Genomic DNA, 22116 nt, shown 5'->3' with positions numbered 1-22116 from the left:
TTAATATTCGCGGTCAAGGGTACGTGACCGGCCCACGTTCCCTGGTCTTCCAGCACGCTTATTTGTTCAACTCCGCTTGAATTTGGTCGTAGAGGCCGGACGACCACTCGGGGAACTCCGAGTAGACTTTCTTCGTCAATTCTTTGAACGGTGTATTATCGACATCGATCACCTCGACACCGGCTTCTTTCATCTTTGCGATCATCTGGTTGTCGAGATCGGTGGTCAACTTTTGGCTGTAGAGACCGGCATCGTAAGCAGTGGCCTCGATGAGCTTCACTTTCTCTTCTGTAAGAGTTGAGAAGAAGGCCTCGCCACCTACGAACATGGCGGTATTGGTGAGATAGCCAATCATGCTAAGGTTTTTTGCTTCCTCATGAAACTTCTGGCCGTACAGCACGGAGATGGGATTCTCGACACCGTCAATTACACCTTGTGCCAGTGCCGGAAAGGTCTCACCAAGCGGCATAGGTGTGGGAGTAGCGCCCATGGCTTCAAAAATCTTGATCTGCATGTTGTTATTGGGCACGCGGATCTTCAGCCCTTTCAGGTCATCAGGATTACGCACCGGCTTTCGTGTGATCAGCTGTCGCACACCGTAGAGATAGTTGCGCATCACCACATGAATGCCTTTGGCCTTGAGCGCCTCGGACTTCTGCTTGAACCAATCACCGTCATAGATCTTGAAGAGTTTGGACGGGTCATCCGCCAGATAGGGCCCGAACAAAACGCCGAGGTCAGGATCATAGTCGGCCAGGAAGCCAACGTCCGTGATGGTAATAACATTGAGGCCCATCATGGCCTGTTCTGTCACGTCCTTCTTGGAGCCGAGCTGTGAGGAGGGATAAAGCTCCAACACGATCTCGCCCCCCGAACGATTTTCCAGGTCTTCCTTCCAATGGTGCATGACCTGATCAACCGGTTCACCGGGATTGTTCTCATACGCAACTTTGATGGTAGTTGTATCGGCCAAGGCCACTACATTGCCGGTCAGTAACAGGCCGACAGCTAAGGTGTATTTCAGAAGTAAATTCATTTATTCTTCCTCCCAAAGAACATTAGAATCCGATCAACGCTCCACCGTCCACGACAAGGGTTTGGCCCGTCACGTATGCAGCCGCCGGTGATGCGAGATAGACAGATGCCCACCCGATATCCACGGGCTGTCCGACGTGTCCCATCTGAATGCGACCGAGTATTTTTTCGTAGCGGGACTTGTCGTTAGATGTGGCTGCTCTGAAAAGCTCCGTGTCGATCCAGCCGGGAGCAATCGCATTGATCCTCACATTCCGGCTCGAATATTCGGCGGATAGCCCGCGGACGACACCTGTCAGTGCAGATTTGGCGGCGGTATACCCAATAATGAACGGCTGACCGATGAACGATGTCATCGACGCGATAAACAGCACCGACCCCTGCCCTCTTGATGCTTGGCCAGGCACAATGCAACGTGTGAGCTCAAGCGCACCGCGAACGTGTACGTCAAACACGTGGTCAAGATCCTCGATCGTCTGATCTTCGAACGGCTTCTTGACCGTATTGCCGGCGTTGTTGACCAATATGTCCACCGGACCATGATTGAGTTCGACTTCCGCAGCAAATCCCTGGATCGATCCGATATCACACAGGTCCACACGGGCCGCGTTGACTTGCGCACCGAGCTCGCTGGCGGCTTGCTCCAGCACGTCTATTCTGCGCCCCGCGATGGTGACACGTGCGCCCGCTTGCGCAAGGCAAGAGGCTATTGCGCGCCCAAGGCCACTTCCTCCGCCAGTAACCAAAGCGTGCTTTCCGTGAAGACCGAATACCTCTTCGAGCGGCGACAAGGATCCGCCTGCAGCAATGTGCTGTGCCATGTTATTTCCGTTCGATTACGATTTTTAGTGTATCTCGATGATTGTCCCAATACGGCAACGCGCTTTCGGCGTCCTCGAATGGAAATGTCCTGGTTATCAGCAGATCAACTGTGCCACCGGTTCCCTCAAGGTAAGCGACTACATTCAAGAAATCCTGTTTGGTCGCATTGCGTGAACCGAGAATGTCGAGTTCTTTCAGATTGAAGAACTGGGTCTGATATGAAACCGGCGCTTTGGAATAGCCGACATAGACAACGCGCCCTGCATAACCGGCGAGTTCGATAGTCTGGACAAACGTCGCTGGCAGTCCAACAGCTTCAAACGCCACGTCGGCGCCGTCGCCGTCGGTAAGCGCGAGGACTCTCGCCACTAGCTCCTCGCCGCCAGCCGGTAAAACCTCAGTAGCCCCCAACTGCAAAGCAAGGCGCCGCTTGTCCTCGCTCGGATCGATAGCGATCACGCGGGCGCCCCTGGCCACAGCGCCAATCACAACGCCCATCCCGATCATACCGCAACCTAGTACCGCAACCGTGTCACCAGCTTTGACCTGACCGCGTTCGACCGCGTGAAATCCCACTGATAGCGGCTCAACAAGCGCCAGATGGCGCGGCTCGAGCGTATCATTCAGGATAAATTTCTCCGCCGGCAGCACAATCTCTTCGGCAAGGCCACCTTCCTGCTGAACACCGAGTGTTTTATTATATCGGCATGCATTCAACCGACCTTTGCGACATGAACTGCATTCGCCGCAACTGGTGTAGGGCATGACAATTCCTCTCTGCCCCGGCCAGTACTCGCTCGCAACGTCGCTTGCCGCTTCGATGATTTCCCCGCCGATCTCATGCCCCGGAGTTCGCGGCAGCTGCACCAGCGGATTTAGCCCCTTAAACGTGTTGTAGTCGCTGCCGCAAAGTCCTACATGGCGTACCGCAACACGCACCTCTCCTGCATTCAGACTGAGGCGTTCGCAATTGTGGAAGCGTGTAATGCCTTCCTTTTCTATTCGAAGCGCCTTCATCACACTTCCTCCGCTTGGCCATTCTTCTCGAATGCGGCAGCAACACTGCGCGCGCTGTAGTCGTAGTGCTCGGTGAATGCCGCTATGGCCTTAGCGAGAGAGCGTTCTTCGAGAGCCGCAATAATGGCCCGATGATCGTCAATCGTTTTTGTACTATTGGTCGGATTGGTCTTACCTATTTCCATATAGAAAATGAGTGTATGAGAAAGAACAGTGTAGAGCTTCTCGAGAACACTGTTGCCTGAGATCCTGATGATCTCGTTGTGGAATGCGTAATCAGCCTGAGCTGCCTGATTGGCGGTTAGCGCCCGCTCAACCTTGTCGACATGTTTTCCGAGGACAGCGATGTCTGACTCAGTGATCCTTTCAATGACCATCGGTAGCGCACCGATATCGATCATTCGCCTGAATTCAAGAAGATCGCCACAGGTCTTGGGGCTGCGATCGAAATACTGATCCATAATGTGGAAGACAGCGCTAACGTCCGGCGCACAAACGCGGGGCCCTCTTTGGGTTTTCTCAATGATACCGTGCGCTTCAAGATGGATGAGCGCTTCGCGAACTGTGTTGCGGCTTACCCCGAACCGCTCTGCAATCAAACGCTCGTTCTGCAAGAGGTCGCCTGGCTTGTATTCCTGAGGGATCTCCTCGCGCAACGTCTGAACGATTTCCTGCACCGCAGATGTTCGGCTCATACTTCCTCCAATTTGGTCCAACAATTGGACCAATGAGAATTTTGTACCATACCCTGATTATGTTTGTCGACTCCTGATTATCAGTGAACCGCCGCACAGCTGCCCCTACGCTTGCCTCACCTCGGCTGCGCTACAACCGTTCCCCAATAAACCGACACAACCAACAAATTTGTCCACATACCAGAACTGGCGTGCGGGGCAATTTGTCGGCTATTTCTGATTTGGCGTTGCGTCAAAACTTGGCCGACCAGCTCATACCGAGTGGTGCAGCTACATTTCCAGGTCGCCGGCCAGTAACATAAGCCTCTGACATTTGAGGGAAATAAAACAACATCCACCTAGCTAAGCATCCATCTCAGCTGCGGAGATGGACGGTTGTAGATCGTCAAGATGAGCTTGGTTGCTTTATTCTGTATCCGGCTTATCGTTTTGATTGAGCTCAGCAAACTTGATTGCCATCGTCGGGTTCCCACGAGTGAGCCTCTTGACCGTCAGATCCTCGGCCTTATCATTTGCAATCCGCAGGTTGTTGGCCGATTTGTGAAGCGCTTCCTTCGTCTTCTCCAGATCCTTAATGGCTTCATCTATACGTTTGACGGCTTCCTCAAAACCGTCTGAAGCCAGACGCCAGTTACGCCCGAATGCAGCTTTGAAGTCATCGAGCTGGGATTCGAAGTTTGTAATGTCAACGTTTTGCGCTTTCACCAATGCCAGTTCTGTCTTGTATTTAAGCGAGTTCAAGGCCGCATTACGCAGTAGTGTGATGATTGGGATGAAAAACTGAGGTCGAACGACGTACATTTTCGGATAGCGGTGAGATACGTCAATGATCCCGGTGTTGTAGAGCTCACTCTCGGGCTCAAGCAGCGAGACCAGAACGGCGTATTCGCAGGCTTTCGCACTGCGGTCCTTGTCCAACTCTTTGAAAAAGTCTTCGTTCTTCTTTTTGGTCGCCGTCTCGTGGCTCTCGTTCTTCATCTCAAACATGATCGAAACGATATCAGAACCTGCATCGTCAGTGTCGCGAAAGATAAAGTCGCCCTTGCTACCGTTGTGCGCGTCATTATCCTTCTCGAAGTAAGCGCGCGGGAAAGCGGTAGCGCGAATTCGGCCGAACTCGGTTGCGCAATGCTGTTCCAGCGTCTCACCGATCATTTTTGTCGATAGCTTAGCCTTCATATCCCTCAGACGCTCGATTGCGTCGTCACGATCCTTGAGTTGCGTTTCGTACTTGTCCTTAAGGGCTGTTTCCGCAAGCTGTTTCTCGAGTTCGACCCGAGCGAGTCCATTCCTCAGTTCCTCACGCTCTTTCTCAATCGCGCTGACAGCTTCGGTGACGGCAAGCTTTTGCGAAAGCTCACCTGCATTAAGTCTGGCCGTTAGGCTCTGAATCTCAGCGTCCTGGGCAGTCGCCGCGCTCTGCAATGCGGAAAAGAGCTTCATCTCAGCCAGTTTTGACGCAGCTTCCTGATCACGTCTGACGTTCTCAAGCTCGTGCAAAAGATTATCACGTTCTTTCTCGACAGCGCTCAAAGCCTCGGTTACTGCAAGTTTTCGCGCAACTTCACCAGATTCAAGTCTAGCCTTCAGTTCCTGGATTTCAGAGTCCTTGGTTGCCGCAGTTTTCTGCAGCTCACTTGCAACCTTAGCCTGTGCAAGCTCAACGGCGTTCCGCTTGTCCTGCTCAGCCAACTCGAGGCGCTCATGCAGTTGCTTCTCGAAATCGCTATTTCGAACCTGCTTCAGGATATCAGCATATCCTGCTTCATCGATCTTGAATGCCTTATTGCAATGAGGGCAGATGATGTCATGCATGATTATTTCCGTTAACCTTAGCTAGAAGCTCGTGGAGAAATTCCATTAGCTGCTAATCATCCGTCATCTTGTGAACGATCGCCATCTACGTGGTCAAGGTCGTTTGTGATTTCTTGACCAGGCTCGCGCTTTAGCGAACCAAAAGCCGCAGCCACAATCAACCGGAGGATGAAGGGATAAAACAGGATCAATTAACTCTTGTTTTAAAAACAATATTCAGATTATAGAGAAACCGGTTTCCCAAGGCTGACGGTAAACCGCGACCCGCAATTCAGGATATTATCAGTGATCGCAACGAAAACTTTGATGGCCGCTACAGGCCTTGTCGCCTTGTTCGCTCTCCAGAACAATCCAGCAGCAGCGGCCACGCAGTATCCACTGACACTCGACAATTGCGGAACGAAAGTTACCTTTGCGAAAGCACCGGAACGAGCTATCGGCCTCGGTCAAAACAGCGCCGAAATATTGTTGCTGCTGGGCCTTGAGGACAAAATGGCGGGAACGGCGTTCTGGCCAAGCAAGGTTTTGCCGCAGCTTGAGGCTGCCAATTCCAAGGTGAAACTTCTGACCGTTGAGTTCCCGACGTTTGAGTCAATCCTAGCCGAGAACCCAGATTTCGTAGCAGCGGCCCTTCCAAGCCTGATCGGACCAAACAGCAAGGTCGCAAAGCGCGACGATTTCGATAAGGTCGGTGTTCCGACCTATCTTTCGCCGAGCACGTGTCTGAGCACAGAGCAAGTCAAGGATGAGTATGGCAGCCGCGACAAGCTGTGGAACATGGAGCTTCTGTATAAGGAGATCAACGAACTCTCGCAGATTTTCGATGTTTCAGATCGTGGTCAGGCGCTCATCACTGATTTCAAGGCACGCGAGGCAGCTTTGCGCGCTAGCGTTCCTGCAAGCGGCAAGAAGCTTTCTTACCTATTCTGGTTCTCCAGCCCGTCACCATCGGCAGACGCCTATTTGGGCGGCGGAAATGGCGCCTCAAGCTTCATCGCGGATGTTCTGGGTGGTGAAAACGCAATCAAGGCGGAAGCTGAATGGCCGACGCTGGGCTGGGAAAGCATTATCGCCGCCAACCCCGACGTTATTGTTGTTGCTAATCTCGACCGTAATCGTTGGGAGCTCGACAAGCCTGAAGCCAAGATTCAGTTTCTCAATACAGATCCTGCGGTCAGCCAGATGCCAGTCGTCAAGAACAAGTCAATAGCCGTCATGGATGGTCAAGCCATGAACCCGACCATCCGTACGATTTACGGTGCCGAACAGGTCGCAGAACAATTGAAAGCACTCGGGATTCTCAAGTGAGTGCTTCCACCCAGTCTTTAAGGCATTGGGGCGCCTTCAGCATATTGCTGCTGGCGTCGCTTGTCGCCATCGGATTCGTGGTGGGTATCAGCGTCGGAATTGGCGACTTGCCGATCCCCTTATCGACAACGTTTACAGCAATAACCAATCGTCTGGGATGGAGTTCAGTCGAACTTAATCGCATTCATGAGACGGTGATCTGGGATTACCGTCTCAGCCGCGCATTGGTGGCAGCATTTTGCGGCGCGGGTCTCGCTCTTTCGGGCGCGATTATGCAGTCGCTTTTACGCAACCCCCTTGCCGAGCCTTATGTTCTGGGTATTTCCGCTGGCGCATCAACCGGCGCTGTAACGGTTGTCATTCTCGGCATCGGTGCTGGCGCTGTTTCATTGTCGGCAGGCGCATTCGTTGGCGCGTTTGCAGCCTTTTTCTTCGTTGCACTTCTCTCAAATGGCACACGGGGTGGAGCGGATCGCACCATTCTGGCAGGCGTCGCTGCATCGCAGCTTTTCAACGCCGCTACATCCTACATCGTCACCACATCCGGCAATGCGCAGCAGGCCCGCGACGTGATGTTCTGGTTGCTTGGCAGCTTCGGTGGCGTTCGCTGGCCGGAATTCATGCTGGTGTCCGTCGTCATCACGTTCGGGCTGATCGCCTGCCTTCTCTATGCCCATGTTCTGGATGCATTTGCTTTCGGCGATGAAGCCGCCTCCTCGCTAGGCGTGAATGTCGGTCGCGCACGCATCGTTCTCTTTGCGCTCACTGCAATGATGACGGCCACCATCGTCAGCATGGTTGGTTCGATAGGCTTCGTGGGGCTCGTTGTCCCTCATGCTGCACGCTTCATCGTCGGGCCACTGCACATAAGACTGTTACCTGCGTGTGCTATTGTCGGTGCAATCTTCATGGTGCTAGCCGATATCGCTTCGCGCGCATTGATACCGCAACAGGTTCTGCCCATTGGTGTGGTGACCGCCCTCGTCGGCGTGCCATTCTTTTCGATCATTCTTTACCGGTTTCAGCGCCCATCATGACGATCAAAGCCGAAAACCTTATCTGGAAGATTGGCAAGAAAGCCATAATCGAAGACGTGACTTTCGAAGCGAAGCCCGGAAAGATGCTGGGGCTTTTGGGGCCAAACGGCTCTGGGAAAACGTCGTTGCTGCGCCTGATCGCCGGGTTAAAGCGCCCCTACACCGGGCGTGTCTTGCTTGATGAAGAAGATATCAGCACCGTTACCCGGCGCAGTATTGCGCAACGTATTGCTTTTGTTGAGCAACATGCAACGACAAACACCAATCTCAAGGTGGTGGACGTTGTCAGACTTGGACGTTTTCCACACAGGTCGATGTTCTCTGGCTGGACGGGTGCGGACGAGACAGCTGTGCAAGATGCCATCGAACGTACCGGCATGACGGCCAAGAAAAATGACCCGTGGCAAACCCTGTCAGGCGGCGAGAAGCAACGTGCACATATAGCAAGAGCGCTGGCGCAGGCACCGAAAGAACTTATCCTCGATGAACCGACCAACCACCTGGATATTCAGCATCAGATGAGTTTGCTGAAGCTGATTTCCTGCCTACCGATTACAAGCATCATTGCGTTGCATGATCTCAACCATGCAGCCATGTTCTGCGATGAATTGATCGTTATGTTGTCAGGAAAGATCGTGGCTTCGGGAACACCAGAAGAAGTGATCAACGAGAATATTCTCAAGCAAGTTTTCTCGATCGATGCGCGTGTGGAACCATCTCCATATAGCGGGCGGCCTCATATTCACTATCTCAAATAAGCGCAGTGGTCAGGTGCGCGTCGTCAAGTCTATTGATAGGACAAGTTCTATCTGGCAGTTGTGGCGCAGATGCGCTTCACACCTATATCAGATTGCCAGTCAAGATTCTTGGCGGTTAACCCTCCACAACGGCAACACGGCCCATAGTGTTCATCGTCGAATGATTTGAGACTTTTGGGGGTCTGATGGTCCAGCAAATACATGAACAACCTCGGTGAACAGGATCAACGCCGCGTCAAACGACGGATCCAACCCAACCAAGCGTGTCACCTTCAGCGTTCATCCATCAGAGCCCAAAAGCCGTGCTTTCGTCCGTGAACCTTTCGAAGGCCTGCGATGTAGACATCGTGAGAAACCATCGCATCGTAGTCCGTAATATGACGAGCCAATGTCCCACATTCCAGCAAATGGCGCACCGCGTGCTTGTAACGACTGGACCGACCACCATCCAGTGTGAAGTCGATCATCGCCCGTAGAAGCATGCTCGCAGCCAAAGGGTACTTTTGAGCGAGCTCCTCTGCAGCGGCAGACATGAGCTCATACTGGTCACCGTCCATCTGCGATGCGCGACACAGCACAAGCTTTGATGCTTCGTGGAGCGATGGATAACGAATGAAGAAAGAAAGCGCACGGTTCACGTCAGGAAAGCGCTGAACATAATCGAATGCCTTTTCTTCGGCTTCCATGTCATCAAAATCAGGAAGCCGCTTTAAGTACGCGCGCAAGAGTTCATCATTGAGTGACTGCTCAAAGCTATTCCAGCGAAACTGTTGCGCCTCTTGTGAACGGCCAAGGGCTTCCAACGTTTCCGCGCGCACTGCTTGCCACTGTGACGAGATTTCACGCCGATTGTCGAATTCGGCCTTATCGAGCACATCCAGGGCTTCATCCACTCGGCCCACCGACAACAGCCGCTGGGCTATTTCAGTCGCAACCGTTGCGAACGTCTTCGATGCCTCCGATTGTTGTGCAACATAAAGATCCACATCACCAAGCGCATCCGCTATTTGCTCAAGCGCGACTTTTACCGCAATCGACTGACCATTGGCATAAAGCACTTCGCGATAAACGGGGCCGTTCATGCTCCAGCCAACAACCTGCCTGTCAGCATTGGCAATCCTGGACTTTGGTTCTTTTGCCCAGCGTTCGAGCGCGTTCTGAAGTTTTCTGAGACCAACCTCACCGAGAGCTGGAACCATTGCATTGATCAATCCGTCATATTGACCATAGCCATTATCCTGAAGAGCCGCGAATACTTTGTCGATCAGACGCTGCGTCGAAATCTTTGCCAACATCGCGATACGTCCGGCATCGTCACATGCTGCATGAAAACTTTCAATCAGTGTACCGCTGCCGTCATGGGATCGTTCAAATATCGAATCTGCAAGCGAAAGAAACTGCCAGATCAGCTCAAAGGCTTCGTCCGGATCAGAAAAACCGATTTTCTCAGCAATCGTTTTACGCTGCGCTTCCAGATCAGATTTTACTGATTTTACCTTTTGCCAGTCGATCCAGCTTTTTGCGCGCGCAATACTGCCCAGACGCTTGCGAACTTCTCTCGCCAGTTCCACCCCGCTCGAATTGCCAACAAGCTCCATTCGAAGACGGCGTTTGTGATTAGCGTTGCCGGTGCTGATTTCGATCAACAATTCGGCCAAACGTTCCACGCCAAGAGCTTCAAGGTTTTTTGCATTTAACGTCGTCTTCGATGCCATCGATGGCCTCTTCTATAGATGAATACGTCGTCCATTCGGCACGCGGTGAGTATGATTATCTCGATACTATTCTTAAAGCACACAATACACCCCATGCCCGAAACCAACAGCCTGGCAAGCACGAGGTCGATGATATCTGGAAGATTTGAGGACGCGCGTCGGCCCGTAAGGCGCCGCTCCATCATCTGGCGCGCCAGCAGCAACCGGTCATGCTCCTTGAAGCCGAGTTCGATGCTGGCCATCAACCCGTCGAGACTGGCAAGGAGCCGGGTTTCAAAATTGCGATGCCGCCGCCGTTCGACACGGATGGTTTTGAGACCAGCATGCGAACGGAACCGACACCTTCTTCAGGTCATTGCTTCCTCTTTCAGCCAGTCGATGAAGTGCAGCACTGCCGGTCGCTTGGCAGCATTCGGCAACGTCATCGCGTAGTATGCGAACACAGTGGGCCAAGGTTGATCTAGTGCAAGAGCGAGGCGCCCCGATGCAATTTCTTCAGCCGCGTAAACATCTCGTACCAGTGCGATACCCTGGCCAGCTATCGCAGCGCGGACGAGCAGGAAGTCATCCTCGAAGGCAGTTCCGCGTTCGGCGCGCGGATCATCCGCAACACCAAGAGCTTTGAACCACAAACGCCAATCTGCCCGATCCGAGTCCTGGAGCAGCGGATAGGACAGGCATCCAGCCGGATCAGTAATCGGCAATCCGGCGCCCAGCAGACTTGGGCTTGCAACAGGTAGCAGCACGGGGGCCATCAGGTGCTCAGCGACAAGGCCGGGATCGTTGCCCAGGCCATGCCGGATTGCGATATCTACGCGGTCCCTTTGTAAATCAACGAGGCTCGCCGTTGCTTCAACCCTCACCTCTATCCCTGGTTGCCTACTGGTAAATCGGCCCAGGCGAGGCACCAGCCATGACGCCGCGAAAGATGGGACAGTGCTTATGGTGAGCGTCGACCGGCCATTGATCGCCTCCAACGTCTCAAGGCTTGCTTTGATCTGGTCAAACGCGTTGAGCAGGCCTGGATGAACCTTCGCACCCTCCATGGTCAGGCGAACGCCGTAACGTGTACGGGTAAAGAGCGTTACCCCTAGTCGATCTTCCAGTTGCCTGATCTGTTGGCTAACGGCACCGGAGGTCACGCCCATTGCTTCAGCAGCTTGCTTGATACTGCGATGGCGCCCCGTCTCTGCAAAAGCACGTAAAGCAAGGAGGGGGAGTACAGGATTCATAATATAGACAGCCTAAACTTTGATATCAATTCATATCGTTTCTCGCACAGCACCGGACAGGGTAAAACCGCCGCAGTTGCAAACTGACTATTTAGCACCCCTCATCTCTGAAAGCGAATTCATCATTGCCCCCTACACGCGATAACCAACGGGTCCAATTCCGGGCGTTTGGTCTGATTGGAATTTTTCGTTCTGGCGTTTGCTTAAGAGCTTTGCCTGGACTGTCTGCGCCCCCTCATCACGTTGCATCGCAGTCCTTGAGAACCATTGTTCTCCCGGTCCTTATGGACTGCCGTTCATAGCACTTCATGCCAAACCAGTAGATGCCGGGGCCTGGGCTCCGGCGAAAGGACCAGTGTATTGATCGATCTCTACACAGATTCATCTCCCAATGGCTTCAAAGCGACGATCGCGATCGAGGAACTGGCACTTCCCTACCGCCTTTGCCACGTGAGCATCGAAAGGGGCGAACACCAGCGCCCCCACTTCCTCAAGCTCAATCCTCATGGGCGCATTCCGGTCATTGTAGATAACGAGTGCGGCATTACTCTATTTGAATCCGCTGCTATCCTGCTCTACCTCGCGGATAAGACCGGTCGACTTTTGCCTGCCGAGCCAAAAGCAAGATGGGAAGCAATCAAATGGCTTCAGTTCCATGCATCGAGCATGGGACCAATACTCGGTCAGCGTGTCCATTTCGAGATGTTTGCCGATGAGAAGATTCCGGCGGCCATCAATCGGTATCAGAAGCTAACCGAAGATACCTTCACGGTCTTGGACAAGCGGCTGGAAGGCAATCCGTGGCTCGCGGGCGACGACTACTCCGTGGCCGATATTGCGACTTTCGGCTGGACGCATATCGCGGAGATATGCGGCTTCAACTTCAGCCATCACCAAAATCTATCGCGTTGGCACGAGGAGGTCGGTAGGCGGCCGGCCGTCCAGCGCGGCATCTCGCTTCCCGCACCGGCCACTGGCCCGTGACTTGAAACAAGGAGTTCCTCTTGAATATCGCAACTTCGAATATTCCGGCCGCAACATCGCTGATGGGCGCATCGTCCGAGGCTTTTGTGGGTCATCCGGGCTATTGCCGCATGTTCGCGGAAGACCAATTGACCATCGGTATTTTCTTGCCGCTCCGCTTTTATCAAGGCGACATGACGGTCTTGCAAGGACAGGCGGATCTGGTCACTGAGATCGACCGACGTGACTTTGCGGCCGTTTGGGTACGAGATGTGCCGCTGTTCGATCCGAGCTTTGGTGATGCGGGTCAGGTATTCGACCCATTCACCTATCTGGCCTACCTCGCATCGCGGACCAGCAGGATTTCACTGGCAACGGGAAGTGCTATCTTTTCGCTTCGACATCCGATCGATCTGGCCAAGGCCGCGGCAACCATTGATCATCTGTCGGGCGGCCGGCTAGTGTTGGGGATCGCGTCGGGTGATCGCCCGGTAGAATTTCCGGCCTATGGCCTGGATATGAACGAGCGTGGGCCGCGGTTTGCAGAGACCGTAGCGTATTTTCGCCAACTCCTTGCGCCGGGGCGTCCGACAATCCGATCCAGTCTTGGCATAATGACAGATGCGGATTTTCTTCCAAAACCAGCGACGCGACGAATTCCGTTGATGGTAACGGGATCGAGCCGGCAATCTCCATCCTGGGTCGCCCAACATGCGGATGGTTGGCTAACCTACCCACAGCCGACCCATACTCCGGACGGACCGAAGCGACTTGCCAGGAACATAAGCGCGTGGCGTGCGCAAATTCCCGATGGAGGATTTCGGCCGCATATGACCAACGAGTGGCTCGATCTCGTCGATGATCCGAATTTCCCGAGAACGCCGGTTAACGGTGGCTTTGTCCTCAAGACGGGACGAAGGGGACTTATTGATCTTCTCGGAGAATGGCGGGATGCAGGCGTTAATCATGCGGCACTCGGTATGCAATTCTCGGGGCGGCCTGCCGGAGAGATCATTCATGAGCTTGCCGAAGAAGTGTTGCCGCATTTCCCCTCACTGGATGGGCCACGGCCCCTTGCTGCGAAATGGTGACCTTGATCGAAAGGACCGCGTTGTCAGAATTCGCGCTTAAGTCATTGTTTGCGCACATTCCCACCGCGGTGACGGTGGTCACCGCGGGTAGTGGAACGAAACGATATGGTGCGACCGTCGGAACCCTTGGTGCCCTTTCGCTCGATCCTCCCTTGCTGATGTTTGCGCTGAAGGAGGCGTCTGGTCTCCTTCAGCGCCTCAGTAAAGGGTCGCGTATCGGCATCAATGTGCTGACGGCTGAACAGTTTGCCATAGCTCGACGGTTTGCGACGCCGGACATGGACCGTTTCGGCCTGACACATTGGTGCGAGGAGCATGCCTTGCCTCGTATCGACAATGCACTGGTGTGGGCCACTGCGCATGTTCGTGACCATCTGCCTCTAGGCGATCACGTTCTGATTACCGCCCTTATCGATCACGCGGAGGCCGAAACTGGAACGCCGCTGATTTATTGGCAACGGCAATTCAATTCACTTGCAAAGATTGAAGAAAGGGGATCGCCCGCATGAGCGCTAGAAAGCCGAGCCAGGTTTTCCATCCGTCCGATTCTTCCCTCGGATGAAAGCAAACGGCAAAGGCTCTATAGGGGGCACGCTGAATTCTACCGGGTACCCAGCCTCCGACATCAAAGTGCAGCGGGCGATGACCGACAACGCTCCTGCTATTGATCAATGAGCCTCCGGGCTACCTGCAAGCGTCTCAATCTGCGCCCGATCTTCACCAGACCAATGTCGGCGGAATTTCGAAATAGGTTTCGTCGCCTTTCCATCTCACGGGTACTGCGCGGTGGCGCCGGTTGAACTGCTCCTACCGTTGCAGCGAGCACTGGAGCGATACGCGGTCGAATGATCTACCCTGATGCCATGTTCCGCTTTGATTTCAACCAAGTCGCGCAGACTCAATTCGGAAACCAGATACATTGTACGCAAGCCAGGATAACGACGCGCCGAGTTGGCGTCCTTTGAACATACCGTGCCTCAGAAAATCATCGGAAAGCATGTGGTTATGAACAGTTTGATCCCTCGTGGGAACCAATGATCGTTCTAGCCATTATACCCCTACCAGGTAGGGGTATCTGCATGTGTGCCAAAAATTCCAAGTCGATCCTCGTGTCTCTCAACAGGATAGCTGGTCAGGTTCGCGGTGTCAGCCAGATGGTGGAAGACGAGCGATACTGCATCGACATCCTTCACCAGATTCACGCTGTCAAAGCTGCCCTTTCCAAGGTTGAGAACGAGGTCCTGAAATCACATGCCGCCTGCTGCGTTGAAGAGGCAATCGCTTCGGGCAACGCTGATCTTCAGCGCAGCAAGTTCATCGAACTGGTCGAGGTCTTCGCGAAGGCAAAACTCTAGAGTCAAAGGGATCGGAAATGGCAACACATGCAGAGAAACGCGCCGAACTTCATCGGATGGTGACGGCCGAACACACCTGCCCCTATGGGCTGAAGGCGCTCGATCTGCTTAAGCGCGAGGGCTACGAGGTCGACGACCAAAAGCTGACCACGCGCGAAGAAATCGACGCCTTCAAGACCAAACACGATGTCAAAACAACCCCGCAGACATTCATCGACGGCAAGCGGATCGGCGGATATGACGATCTTGTCCAATTCTTCGGCGGCGAAGTGAAGGACAAGGATGGCGTCACCTACAAGCCGGTGATCGCGCTCTTTGCCATGGCAGCCTTGATGGCCCTGGCTGCAAGTTGGGCCGCATTCGAAAACATGGCGACAATCCAGGCAGCCGAATGGTTCATCGCCATTGCGATGTGTCTTCTGGCCCTGCAGAAGCTCAAGGACGTGGAAGGCTTCGCCACCATGTTCCTGAACTACGATCTTCTGGCGCAGCGATGGGTTCGTTACGCATACATCTATCCCTTCGCCGAGGCGCTCGCTGGCGTGCTGATGATGGCGGGCGCACTGATGTGGCTCTCGATCCCCGTCGCACTCTTCATCGGCGGTATCGGTGCGGTTTCGGTCTTCAAGGCCGTCTACATCGACAAACGCGAACTGAAATGCGCCTGCGTCGGCGGCGACAGCAATGTGCCGCTCGGCTTCGTATCGCTTACCGAGAACCTGATGATGGTCGCCATGGCGATCTGGATGATCTTCAAGCCAATGGGCCTTGCACACTGAGAAAGCAACAGCGAAAGGAAAAGCAGGTGCCACAGAACCACCACGCGCATGGCGGACAGTCGAACAGCAGCCACCGCGCCCATGGCAGGCCCTATCTCATGTTTTGGGTCAATATGATCCTCGGCCTCGCCGTCATGTATGTCGTGATGTTTTCGATGATCGACGGCTGGAGCGATTTCCGCAACAACCTGAACATGTTCTACATGGCCGTGACAATGTGGGCGCCGATGGGCGTCTTCATGCTGGCGACGATGCCCGGCATGTTCCCCAATCGCAGCCAGAACATCGCTCTCTACGTCATTTTCGCCCTGCTGACCGTCGGTTCCTTCTGGGCAACCCGAACCCAATCCCTGATCGACGATCGCCAGTTCATCGATTCGATGATCCCGCACCATTCAGGGGCAGTTCTGATGTGCCGTGAGGCGGAGCTCGCCGATGCCGAACTGAAAACGCTATGCGAGGCGATCACCAAGGCGCAGCGCGAGGAGATTGAACGGATGGAAAAGATAAGAGCTCGCCTATAGTGCGGCAGGCAAGCTCGGTTCAATCTATCGCGCTCCGTAGCCTGGCGCTAACGACCAACAGCTTGCAAGCAGTGCCACCGTCAGCATGGTGGCGGACGGGATCTCTGTAGCCTATTTGGCCGGTAGGCCCCCAAGCCAACGCTTGAACATCACCGTGAAAGACGCCGGCTGCCAACCGTATCGCCTAGAGCCAAGCGGATTTGCGGCACTCAAGCATGCTCGCTGGCGCAAGTGGACAAAACTCAACCCGGTCCCTTGCTTGAACTTGCTTCCGATAATAAGTTCAGTTCCTGCGTTGAAAGATGGCCTGCCCTTCAACGTTGTACCTTCCTGATCTTCTGAGCGAACCAGACGCGCAGTCCGCTAGTGGCCGTGACCTGAGTGGGAAGCGGTCGCATTGCCAGGCTCCTCCAGACTGCAACTGGCGTCTCCATCCCAGTTGATGCCGATCGTCGGATGCTCGATGTTGAACTTCGTCTTCAGTTCGTGCTCGATCTGTTTGACGACACTGCGGACATCGGCCCCATCCAGCGGTTGCACCTGGAGCGTCGCCAGCACGCGGCCGGAAGTCAGCGACCAAACATGGATGTGGCTGACGTTCTGTACACCGGTAACGGTCATCCGAAGATGCTCGGAGATCTGGGAACTGCCGGCGTTGGCGGGTGCGCCTTCAAGCAGGATATGCAGCGTGTTCTTGAGCAAGCTCCAGGCGCTGCGCAGGATCAGCAGGGACACGAACACCGAGAGAATCGGGTCGATGGGGGTCCAGCTCGTGTACCAGATCACGACCGCTGCAACGATCGCGCCGACAGAGCCGAGCAGGTCGCCCATCACATGCAGCACCGCACCCTTGACGTTGACATGTTCAGAATCGCCGCGGGTAAGAAACCAAAGGACGAAAATGTTCACGAACATGCCGATGATGGCCACCACGAACATCGATCCCGCCAGAACCGGTTGGGGTTCCTGGAACCGTTCGATGGCTTCATAGAGGATCCACCCGACAATGCCGAACAGCGTGAGTGCATTGACGAGCCCCGCAATCACCTCGAAACGGGCATAGCCAAAGGTGCGCTGTCCATCAGCGGCCCGCCTTCCGAGACGGAAGGCGACATAGGCCAGACCGAGTGCGATTGCGTCGGTCAGCATATGGCCTGCATCTGCAAGAAGGGCGAGCGAGCCTGAGACATATCCGCCGACGGCTTCGACGAACATGAACGAGAAGATGATCAGGAACGATATGAGAATCTTGCGCTCATTGTCCTTCGTAACCACCGGAACGTGGGAGTGATCGTGGTCATGATCGTGCCCCTCGGCGTGATCGTGACCATGATGGGCGCTGTGGGAGTGAGGTGGGTTTGCCATAGGTCGGTCTATCCGTATTGTTTATACAATTGAATATCTGTTCATATGTTTGTTTGTCAACCTGCCATGGCAAATGAATTTGCAAACACTGAGGGTTCAGCGCGAAACGGTCCAGCGAGGAACTTGAAGGCCCCGCAATCCGGTCCTTCAGAGGCAACAGCGTGGTATTGATGTGTTCTTGGAAAGCCCCTCTCCTGGGCCGCGTTACCTCCGGTTCCGCTTCTGACTGGCTTGCGAAGGCAGCCAGACCCCAGACACAAACAATCAGGGCAGCCGGACGGCTGCCCTGATTGTTTAGATTTAGATTGCCAGAGGCACCGTCGCCGCCGTCGCCTGCATCATCAGCGCAAGCTTACGCTGACACGAGCGAAATGCGTCAGGCGGCAGCCGGCTTATTCTCGACCGGATAGCCGGCTGCGGACAGAACTGCGCGAAGAGCCGGTTCACTCGCTGAGGTCTGGACCCGGACTTCACGCGCCGGCGGATCGGTCTCGATCTTCGCGTCGGCATAGACGCTCTGCAGCGCTTTTGTGACTGATTGGGCGCAACCGCCGCATGTCATGTTGGGAACAGTAACGAGATACATGGAGGCCTCCTTGTTTTGCCTCCACGACAAATGGAGCTTCCTACCGCTGCAAGGCCAAGTCCTGGAGATGAATAAATTGACGCTTGACCTTGCTACGGTTGCAATTTGCACGCTGATATTCCCAGAGGCGAATAGCAGGCCGTCACGACGCAGGGCACGAGCGCGGTTTTGGCTAAACCCAGGGGCATGACCGGGTAGGTTGGCGCAAGCAGCACGAACAGCGAGCGGCGGCGCTTGCCATGAACGGACCCTCACATCGGACGCTTAAGCGGCCGTCCGAGGTCAGGGCGGCCGCTTCGTCCGTCTTCAATCCTCGTCTAGTCAGTCGACGAGAACGTCCCGCACAGCCGGAGCGCTCCGCAACGCGACCAGCGCGAAAACACCAGCGACCCCCGCGACGATGGCGGCGCCCTGGAAGGCAAGCTGGAAACCAGCGAGCAGATCAGGATTCCCTGCAGCGTCGACGACCCCGCGCTGCGAGGCGGCCACGGCGACCATCACCGCGAGGCCGACCGCGGAGCCGACCTGATACGTCGTGTTTATGAGGCCTGACGCCAATCCCGTCTCCTCAGGGCGCGCGCCGGACATGCCTGCCATGGTCACCGGGATGTAGGCGAGCGACATGCCAGCCGCAGCCAGGAGGGAGGCGGGCAAGACGTCTGTCCAGTAGTTGCCATCGGCCGGAACGTTGGCGAACAGGAGGAGGGCTCCAGCCATCGCGAGAAGACCGACGACGAGGTTTGCCTTGATGCCGAAGCGGCCGACGAGCCGTCCTGTTGCGCCGACCATCAGCACCATGATCAGTACTGTCATCGGCAGGAGCGCGAGGCCGCTGGCGAGCGCCGACAGATGCAGCGTCTGCTGCAGATAGAGGTTCAGGAAGAACCACAGCGGAATCCATGCTGCGCCGAGAAGCGCCATCAAAACGTTGGCGGAAGCGAGGTTCGGGGCGCGGAAGATGCTCAGCGGCAGCAGCGGATCGCGGCTCACCGACTGGATCGCCACGAACAGAACGAACAGGACCAGCGAAACCGCCAGCAGCCCGAGCGTCGAGGCCGAGGCCCACTCGCCGGGTTCGGTCGTCACGATGGCGTATACAGCCGTGACCAGCGCTGCGGTCACCACGAGGGCGCCGAGAATGCCGACCTTCCCCCTGACCGCAGGCGCGTAGCGGAGCACGACGGGACTTGCGGCAAGGACAACCACGCCGAGCGGTACGTTGATCAGGAAGGTCCAGGGCCAGCTCATCCATTCCGTGATGACACCGCCGAGGAAGACGCCTGCGGTACCTCCGGCCGCGGCCGACGCGCCCCAGAAGCCGAACGCCTTGCCGAGTTCGGCGCCACTATGACTGAACAGCCGCATGATGATGGTGAGTGCCGACGGAGCGATGAGCGCCGCGCCGATTCCCTGCAGGGCCCGTCCCCCGATCAGCACTCCCTGGCTCTCGGCAAGTCCGGCGAAGAGCGACGCTCCGGTCAAAATCGCGAAACCGAGCATGAACATACGGCGGGCGCCGAATACATCGCTGAGCTTGCCGCCGAGCAGCAGCAGGCCGCCAAAGGCGATGACGTAGGCGTTGAATATCCAGGAAAGGCCTTCGGCGGTGAAGCCGAGGTCGGTCAGGATGGCGGGCAAGGCCACTCCGATGATCGAGGTATCGAGGATGACGATGAATTGCGCCGCGCAGAGAAGCGCCAGCGCCCACCACCTCAGGTGGTCGGGCATGGTCGTGTGCATGATGTCTGTTCCTTCGAAAGGGCGGGGCCCGCCGGGCGATTTTTTATCGATTCCCGCGCGGCCATCCGCACGGTTCGGCAGACCCTACGGTTTCCAAGGCTTGGAAGGTCAAGAGGCTCGTGCAGGGAATTTTGTGACGGACCCGAGCAGCCGTTGCGGAGGCAGCCGGAACAGGAAAATGGCCGATCGTGCGTGTCGATCAGAAGCGGGTGGCCTGCTTCGGGCCCGCCATGGCGCGCCTGTAGAGAGGTTCGCTACGGTCCAGTAAAGGTTACATCCTGATCACGACTGATCGCCCGGCGCGTAGAGAGCGCTAACCGAGGATTTCCCGATAGGCCTCAGCAAGCGCAGAATTGCTGTTGGGCGATTTCCAGCCCATTTCCATATCTCTGGAAGTCTCTAGCGCCCCTAGCAAATGCTCGGCCACATCGAGCCGTCCCTGCCGATAGGCTCGTTTGAACAGGGCCAGGATATCCCATTCTAATCCTTCAGTGCGAGATGTCATGAGGGGTCTCTCCAATACATTGCGTTGATCGTGCTGCTTCCAGCCATGAGAAGGTCAAGATTCGGTTCGTCGTTTTTCACGCACTGAAACGTATGCCGGCATGAACCGCGATCCTCATAACCAGCCGGCAGAGAGGATCGCCCGATAGAGAAAGTAGAACGCGGTCGCGAACACAAGGGCGGCACCAATCCGCAGCACCGGCGCAGGATTAGGTGCTGGAGACCTCAGTCGTGTGCTTCGATTGTTCCGCAATCCCCTCTGCCACACTACAGCTGCGGGCACGCCGTGCGATGTCCGGACGTGTTGTTTTACTTGTTCGCGTAGCCTCCGCCGACGGCGACATTCAGGGCTACGTAGCTTAACGCCGTTTGCTGGACGGCTCTGGCAAGGTTGGCTTGTGCATCGGAAACGGAACGCTGAGCGTCCAGGACTTCGAGAAGGGTCGAGACGCCATTCCGGTAGTTGGTCGTGGCGATCGAAAGAGCATCCTGGTAGGCTTCAACGGCTTTTCTCAGCGTGGTCTCGGTCTGCTTGCTGCGGCTTATGGCGGCGAGCGCGTTCTCGACCTCTTCAACAGCGACCAGAACCGTCTGCTTCCATTCAAGATACTGCTCCCGGGCCGCCGAGCCGGCGCTGGCGACATTTGCGCGCAAGCGGCCTCCGTCGAGGATTGGCAAAACCAGCGTCGGCCCGAAGGACCAGAGGTTCAGGGAACCATTCGATCCACCGCTGAGATAGGTGTAACTGGGAGAAATCGATCCGCTCAGCTGAATGCTCGGATAGAGCTGCGATTCCGCGACGCCTATTTTCGCGACCGAAGCAGCCAGACGCCGTTCCGCCGCACGGATGTCGGGACGATTGCGCAGCAGATCGGCGGGAATGCCGCTGCGCGCAATCGCGCGGGCGACGGGCTGCCTGGCCCCTTTTTGAAGCTCTCCGATGAACGACGAGGCCGGCAATCCCAGGAGGGTGGCAATACGATGAGCCGATCGGCGGAAATTTATCTCCAGTTCAGGAATTTCGGCCAGCGTCACCTGGACGAGCCCTTCAGCCTGTGTGACATCCAGCCGCGATGTCGCACCAGCTGCCAATTGCTGTTTGGTCAACGCAAGCGTTTCTCGACGCGATTTGAGATTCTGCCGCGCGATCTCAATGCGCTCCTGATAATAGCGAAGATCGATATAGGCTGATGTCAGCTGCGAAATGAATGCCAGCCGCTGGATATCAACGCGCGCATACGCCACATCGAGCGACGCGGAAGCACTTTCTTTTGTGCGACGATATTGCCCGAAAAGATCGATAAGCCAGCTAACGCCGAGACCACCAGAGGAGACGTTCTGGACGGGTTGGTCGGCATTGAACAGTCTGCCCTTCTGTTGGCTCGTGGTGTTGCTGGCGGATGCCATCAAGCTGGGCAGGGATCCAGCGCCGGCAACGACGACATCCGCCTGTGCCTGGTTGATCCTCTCAACCGCCTGCTGCACCGTCAGATTCTGCTCCAGTCCCGAGGCGACGTAGCGATCGAGGCGAGCGTCGCCGAACGCATTCCACCATGCGGCGAGCGCCACATTTCCATTGCTGGCCGTGGCACCCTCCCCGAACTTTCCCGGCAATGCTATCTGTGGCGTTTCGTGATCGGGGCCGGTGACGCAGCCTGCGAGGAACAACAGTGCAAATGGCACAGCATAATAGATGATTCTCATAGAGGCCTCTCACCAGACTTGCGCCGGGTCGAACATGGGCAGCAAGGCTTGCCCGCCCGCCTGCAGTCATT

General features: G+C 55.6%; 21 protein-coding genes and 1 pseudogene. 9 read left to right on the top strand and 13 right to left on the bottom strand.

The window, feature by feature from the left end:
• Positions 1-58 precede the first annotated feature (58 nt).
• From CQZ93_RS15880 to CQZ93_RS15860, 5 genes are all read right to left on the bottom strand, one after another.
• Positions 59-1036: a C4-dicarboxylate TRAP transporter substrate-binding protein gene (locus CQZ93_RS15880; RefSeq protein WP_105543606.1), complete on the bottom strand. Its 978-nt coding sequence runs from the start codon at positions 1034-1036 to the stop codon at positions 59-61.
• 22 nt (positions 1037-1058) lie between these two features.
• A complete protein-coding gene (locus CQZ93_RS15875) occupies positions 1059-1856 on the bottom strand; it encodes an SDR family NAD(P)-dependent oxidoreductase (protein ID WP_105543605.1) in 798 nt (265 codons plus the stop codon).
• A 1-nt stretch (position 1857) separates the two neighbouring features.
• The gene (locus CQZ93_RS15870) at positions 1858-2874 is read right to left on the bottom strand and encodes a zinc-binding alcohol dehydrogenase family protein (protein ID WP_286153730.1); all 1017 of its coding nucleotides are present in this window, start codon (positions 2872-2874) and stop codon (positions 1858-1860) included.
• Positions 2874-3569, bottom strand: a complete 696-nt coding sequence (locus CQZ93_RS15865) for a FadR/GntR family transcriptional regulator (protein ID WP_105543603.1) — start codon at positions 3567-3569, stop codon at positions 2874-2876. Before CQZ93_RS15865 ends, CQZ93_RS15870 begins: the two co-directional genes overlap by 1 nt.
• A 405-nt stretch (positions 3570-3974) precedes the next feature.
• On the bottom strand, positions 3975-5384 hold the full coding sequence (locus tag CQZ93_RS15860; protein ID WP_105543602.1) for a DUF2130 domain-containing protein: 1410 nt from the start codon (positions 5382-5384) through the stop codon (positions 3975-3977).
• Between the two features lie 306 nt (positions 5385-5690).
• On the opposite strand from CQZ93_RS15860, the gene CQZ93_RS15855 reads away from it, so the two are divergent.
• Genes CQZ93_RS15855 through CQZ93_RS15845 form a run of 3 tightly spaced genes read left to right on the top strand, consistent with a single transcriptional unit; the run spans position 5691 to position 8487 of the window.
• A complete protein-coding gene (locus tag CQZ93_RS15855) occupies positions 5691-6692 on the top strand; it encodes an ABC transporter substrate-binding protein (RefSeq protein WP_422616109.1) in 1002 nt (333 codons plus the stop codon).
• Positions 6689-7729 carry a FecCD family ABC transporter permease gene (locus CQZ93_RS15850; protein ID WP_105543600.1) on the top strand — a complete coding sequence of 347 codons (1041 nt, stop codon included), beginning with the start codon at positions 6689-6691 and terminating at the stop codon, positions 7727-7729. Before CQZ93_RS15855 ends, CQZ93_RS15850 begins: the two co-directional genes overlap by 4 nt.
• A complete protein-coding gene (locus CQZ93_RS15845) occupies positions 7726-8487 on the top strand; it encodes an ABC transporter ATP-binding protein (protein WP_105543599.1) in 762 nt (253 codons plus the stop codon). Before CQZ93_RS15850 ends, CQZ93_RS15845 begins: the two co-directional genes overlap by 4 nt.
• 272 nt (positions 8488-8759) lie before the next feature.
• Here CQZ93_RS15845 and CQZ93_RS15840 read toward each other — a convergent pair whose 3' ends face one another.
• The 3 genes and pseudogenes from CQZ93_RS15840 to CQZ93_RS15830 form a co-directional block, all read right to left on the bottom strand.
• The gene (locus tag CQZ93_RS15840; RefSeq protein ID WP_105543598.1) at positions 8760-10202 is read right to left on the bottom strand and encodes a DUF6880 family protein; all 1443 of its coding nucleotides are present in this window, start codon (positions 10200-10202) and stop codon (positions 8760-8762) included.
• Between the two features lie 98 nt (positions 10203-10300).
• Positions 10301-10522 (bottom strand): annotated as a pseudogene (locus CQZ93_RS27410) (DUF1612 domain-containing protein); the annotation flags it as partial.
• Between the two features lie 27 nt (positions 10523-10549).
• Entirely contained in the window at positions 10550-11434 is an 885-nt protein-coding gene (locus CQZ93_RS15830; RefSeq protein WP_105543597.1) for a LysR substrate-binding domain-containing protein, read from the bottom strand.
• Between the two features lie 360 nt (positions 11435-11794).
• Between CQZ93_RS15830 and CQZ93_RS15825 the strand changes: the two genes are divergently transcribed.
• The 6 genes from CQZ93_RS15825 (at position 11795) to CQZ93_RS15800 (ending at position 16146) form a co-directional block, all read left to right on the top strand.
• Positions 11795-12418 (top strand): glutathione S-transferase family protein, encoded by a 624-nt coding sequence (locus CQZ93_RS15825; protein ID WP_105543596.1) that lies wholly within the window; start codon positions 11795-11797, stop codon positions 12416-12418.
• A gap of 20 nt (positions 12419-12438) precedes the next feature.
• Complete coding sequence (locus CQZ93_RS15820; protein WP_210201105.1) at positions 12439-13488, top strand: LLM class oxidoreductase; 1050 nt, start codon at positions 12439-12441, stop codon at positions 13486-13488.
• Between the two features lie 2 nt (positions 13489-13490).
• A complete protein-coding gene (locus CQZ93_RS15815) occupies positions 13491-13997 on the top strand; it encodes a flavin reductase family protein (protein WP_181153408.1) in 507 nt (168 codons plus the stop codon).
• Between the two features lie 570 nt (positions 13998-14567).
• Positions 14568-14843 (top strand): metal-sensitive transcriptional regulator, encoded by a 276-nt coding sequence (locus CQZ93_RS15810; RefSeq protein ID WP_105543594.1) that lies wholly within the window; start codon positions 14568-14570, stop codon positions 14841-14843.
• A 17-nt stretch (positions 14844-14860) separates the two neighbouring features.
• Positions 14861-15622 (top strand): glutaredoxin family protein, encoded by a 762-nt coding sequence (locus CQZ93_RS15805; RefSeq protein WP_105543593.1) that lies wholly within the window; start codon positions 14861-14863, stop codon positions 15620-15622.
• Between the two features lie 98 nt (positions 15623-15720).
• Positions 15721-16146, top strand: coding sequence for a DUF305 domain-containing protein (locus CQZ93_RS15800; RefSeq protein WP_105545167.1), 426 nt, complete (start codon positions 15721-15723; stop codon positions 16144-16146).
• Between the two features lie 363 nt (positions 16147-16509).
• On the opposite strand, the gene CQZ93_RS15795 is transcribed toward CQZ93_RS15800, so the two are convergent.
• The 5 genes from CQZ93_RS15795 to CQZ93_RS15770 form a co-directional block, all read right to left on the bottom strand.
• Positions 16510-17511 carry a cation diffusion facilitator family transporter gene (locus CQZ93_RS15795; RefSeq protein WP_105543592.1) on the bottom strand — a complete coding sequence of 334 codons (1002 nt, stop codon included), beginning with the start codon at positions 17509-17511 and terminating at the stop codon, positions 16510-16512.
• 376 nt (positions 17512-17887) lie between these two features.
• Entirely contained in the window at positions 17888-18097 is a 210-nt protein-coding gene (locus tag CQZ93_RS15790) for a heavy-metal-associated domain-containing protein (RefSeq protein WP_105543591.1), read from the bottom strand.
• Positions 18098-18418: 321 nt separating this feature from the next.
• The gene (locus tag CQZ93_RS15780; protein WP_105543589.1) at positions 18419-19837 is read right to left on the bottom strand and encodes an MFS transporter; all 1419 of its coding nucleotides are present in this window, start codon (positions 19835-19837) and stop codon (positions 18419-18421) included.
• 313 nt (positions 19838-20150) lie between these two features.
• Positions 20151-20342: a hypothetical protein gene (locus CQZ93_RS15775; RefSeq protein WP_105543588.1), complete on the bottom strand. Its 192-nt coding sequence runs from the start codon at positions 20340-20342 to the stop codon at positions 20151-20153.
• A gap of 308 nt (positions 20343-20650) precedes the next feature.
• A complete protein-coding gene (locus CQZ93_RS15770) occupies positions 20651-22045 on the bottom strand; it encodes an efflux transporter outer membrane subunit (protein WP_105543587.1) in 1395 nt (464 codons plus the stop codon).
• Positions 22046-22116 lie beyond the last annotated feature (71 nt).

Origin of the sequence: Ochrobactrum vermis, assembly GCF_002975205.1 — a bacterium.
Taxonomy (GTDB): domain Bacteria; phylum Pseudomonadota; class Alphaproteobacteria; order Rhizobiales; family Rhizobiaceae; genus Brucella; species Brucella vermis.
Note: the sequence above shows the minus strand (reverse complement) of the source record. Positions and strands in the feature narration are given on the sequence as shown.

What these genes read in the sequence shown, in the direction of transcription:
- CQZ93_RS15880 (WP_105543606.1), bottom strand. Translation starts at nt 1,036, where the DNA reads ATGAATTTACTTCTGAAATACACCTTAGCTGTCGGCCTGTTACTGACC.
- CQZ93_RS15875 (WP_105543605.1), bottom strand. Translation starts at nt 1,856, where the DNA reads ATGGCACAGCACATTGCTGCAGGCGGATCCTTGTCGCCGCTCGAAGAG.
- CQZ93_RS15870 (WP_286153730.1), bottom strand. Translation starts at nt 2,874, where the DNA reads ATGAAGGCGCTTCGAATAGAAAAGGAAGGCATTACACGCTTCCACAAT.
- CQZ93_RS15865 (WP_105543603.1), bottom strand. Translation starts at nt 3,569, where the DNA reads ATGAGCCGAACATCTGCGGTGCAGGAAATCGTTCAGACGTTGCGCGAG.
- CQZ93_RS15860 (WP_105543602.1), bottom strand. Translation starts at nt 5,384, where the DNA reads ATGCATGACATCATCTGCCCTCATTGCAATAAGGCATTCAAGATCGAT.
- CQZ93_RS15855 (WP_422616109.1), top strand. Translation starts at nt 5,691, where the DNA reads ATGGCCGCTACAGGCCTTGTCGCCTTGTTCGCTCTCCAGAACAATCCA.
- CQZ93_RS15845 (WP_105543599.1), top strand. Translation starts at nt 7,726, where the DNA reads ATGACGATCAAAGCCGAAAACCTTATCTGGAAGATTGGCAAGAAAGCC.
- CQZ93_RS15840 (WP_105543598.1), bottom strand. Translation starts at nt 10,202, where the DNA reads ATGGCATCGAAGACGACGTTAAATGCAAAAAACCTTGAAGCTCTTGGC.
- CQZ93_RS15830 (WP_105543597.1), bottom strand. Translation starts at nt 11,434, where the DNA reads ATGAATCCTGTACTCCCCCTCCTTGCTTTACGTGCTTTTGCAGAGACG.
- CQZ93_RS15810 (WP_105543594.1), top strand. Translation starts at nt 14,568, where the DNA reads ATGTGTGCCAAAAATTCCAAGTCGATCCTCGTGTCTCTCAACAGGATA.
- CQZ93_RS15805 (WP_105543593.1), top strand. Translation starts at nt 14,861, where the DNA reads ATGGCAACACATGCAGAGAAACGCGCCGAACTTCATCGGATGGTGACG.
- CQZ93_RS15800 (WP_105545167.1), top strand. Translation starts at nt 15,721, where the DNA reads ATGTTTTGGGTCAATATGATCCTCGGCCTCGCCGTCATGTATGTCGTG.
- CQZ93_RS15795 (WP_105543592.1), bottom strand. Translation starts at nt 17,511, where the DNA reads ATGGCAAACCCACCTCACTCCCACAGCGCCCATCATGGTCACGATCAC.
- CQZ93_RS15790 (WP_105543591.1), bottom strand. Translation starts at nt 18,097, where the DNA reads ATGTATCTCGTTACTGTTCCCAACATGACATGCGGCGGTTGCGCCCAA.
- CQZ93_RS15780 (WP_105543589.1), bottom strand. Translation starts at nt 19,837, where the DNA reads ATGCACACGACCATGCCCGACCACCTGAGGTGGTGGGCGCTGGCGCTT.
- CQZ93_RS15775 (WP_105543588.1), bottom strand. Translation starts at nt 20,342, where the DNA reads ATGACATCTCGCACTGAAGGATTAGAATGGGATATCCTGGCCCTGTTC.
- CQZ93_RS15770 (WP_105543587.1), bottom strand. Translation starts at nt 22,045, where the DNA reads ATGAGAATCATCTATTATGCTGTGCCATTTGCACTGTTGTTCCTCGCA.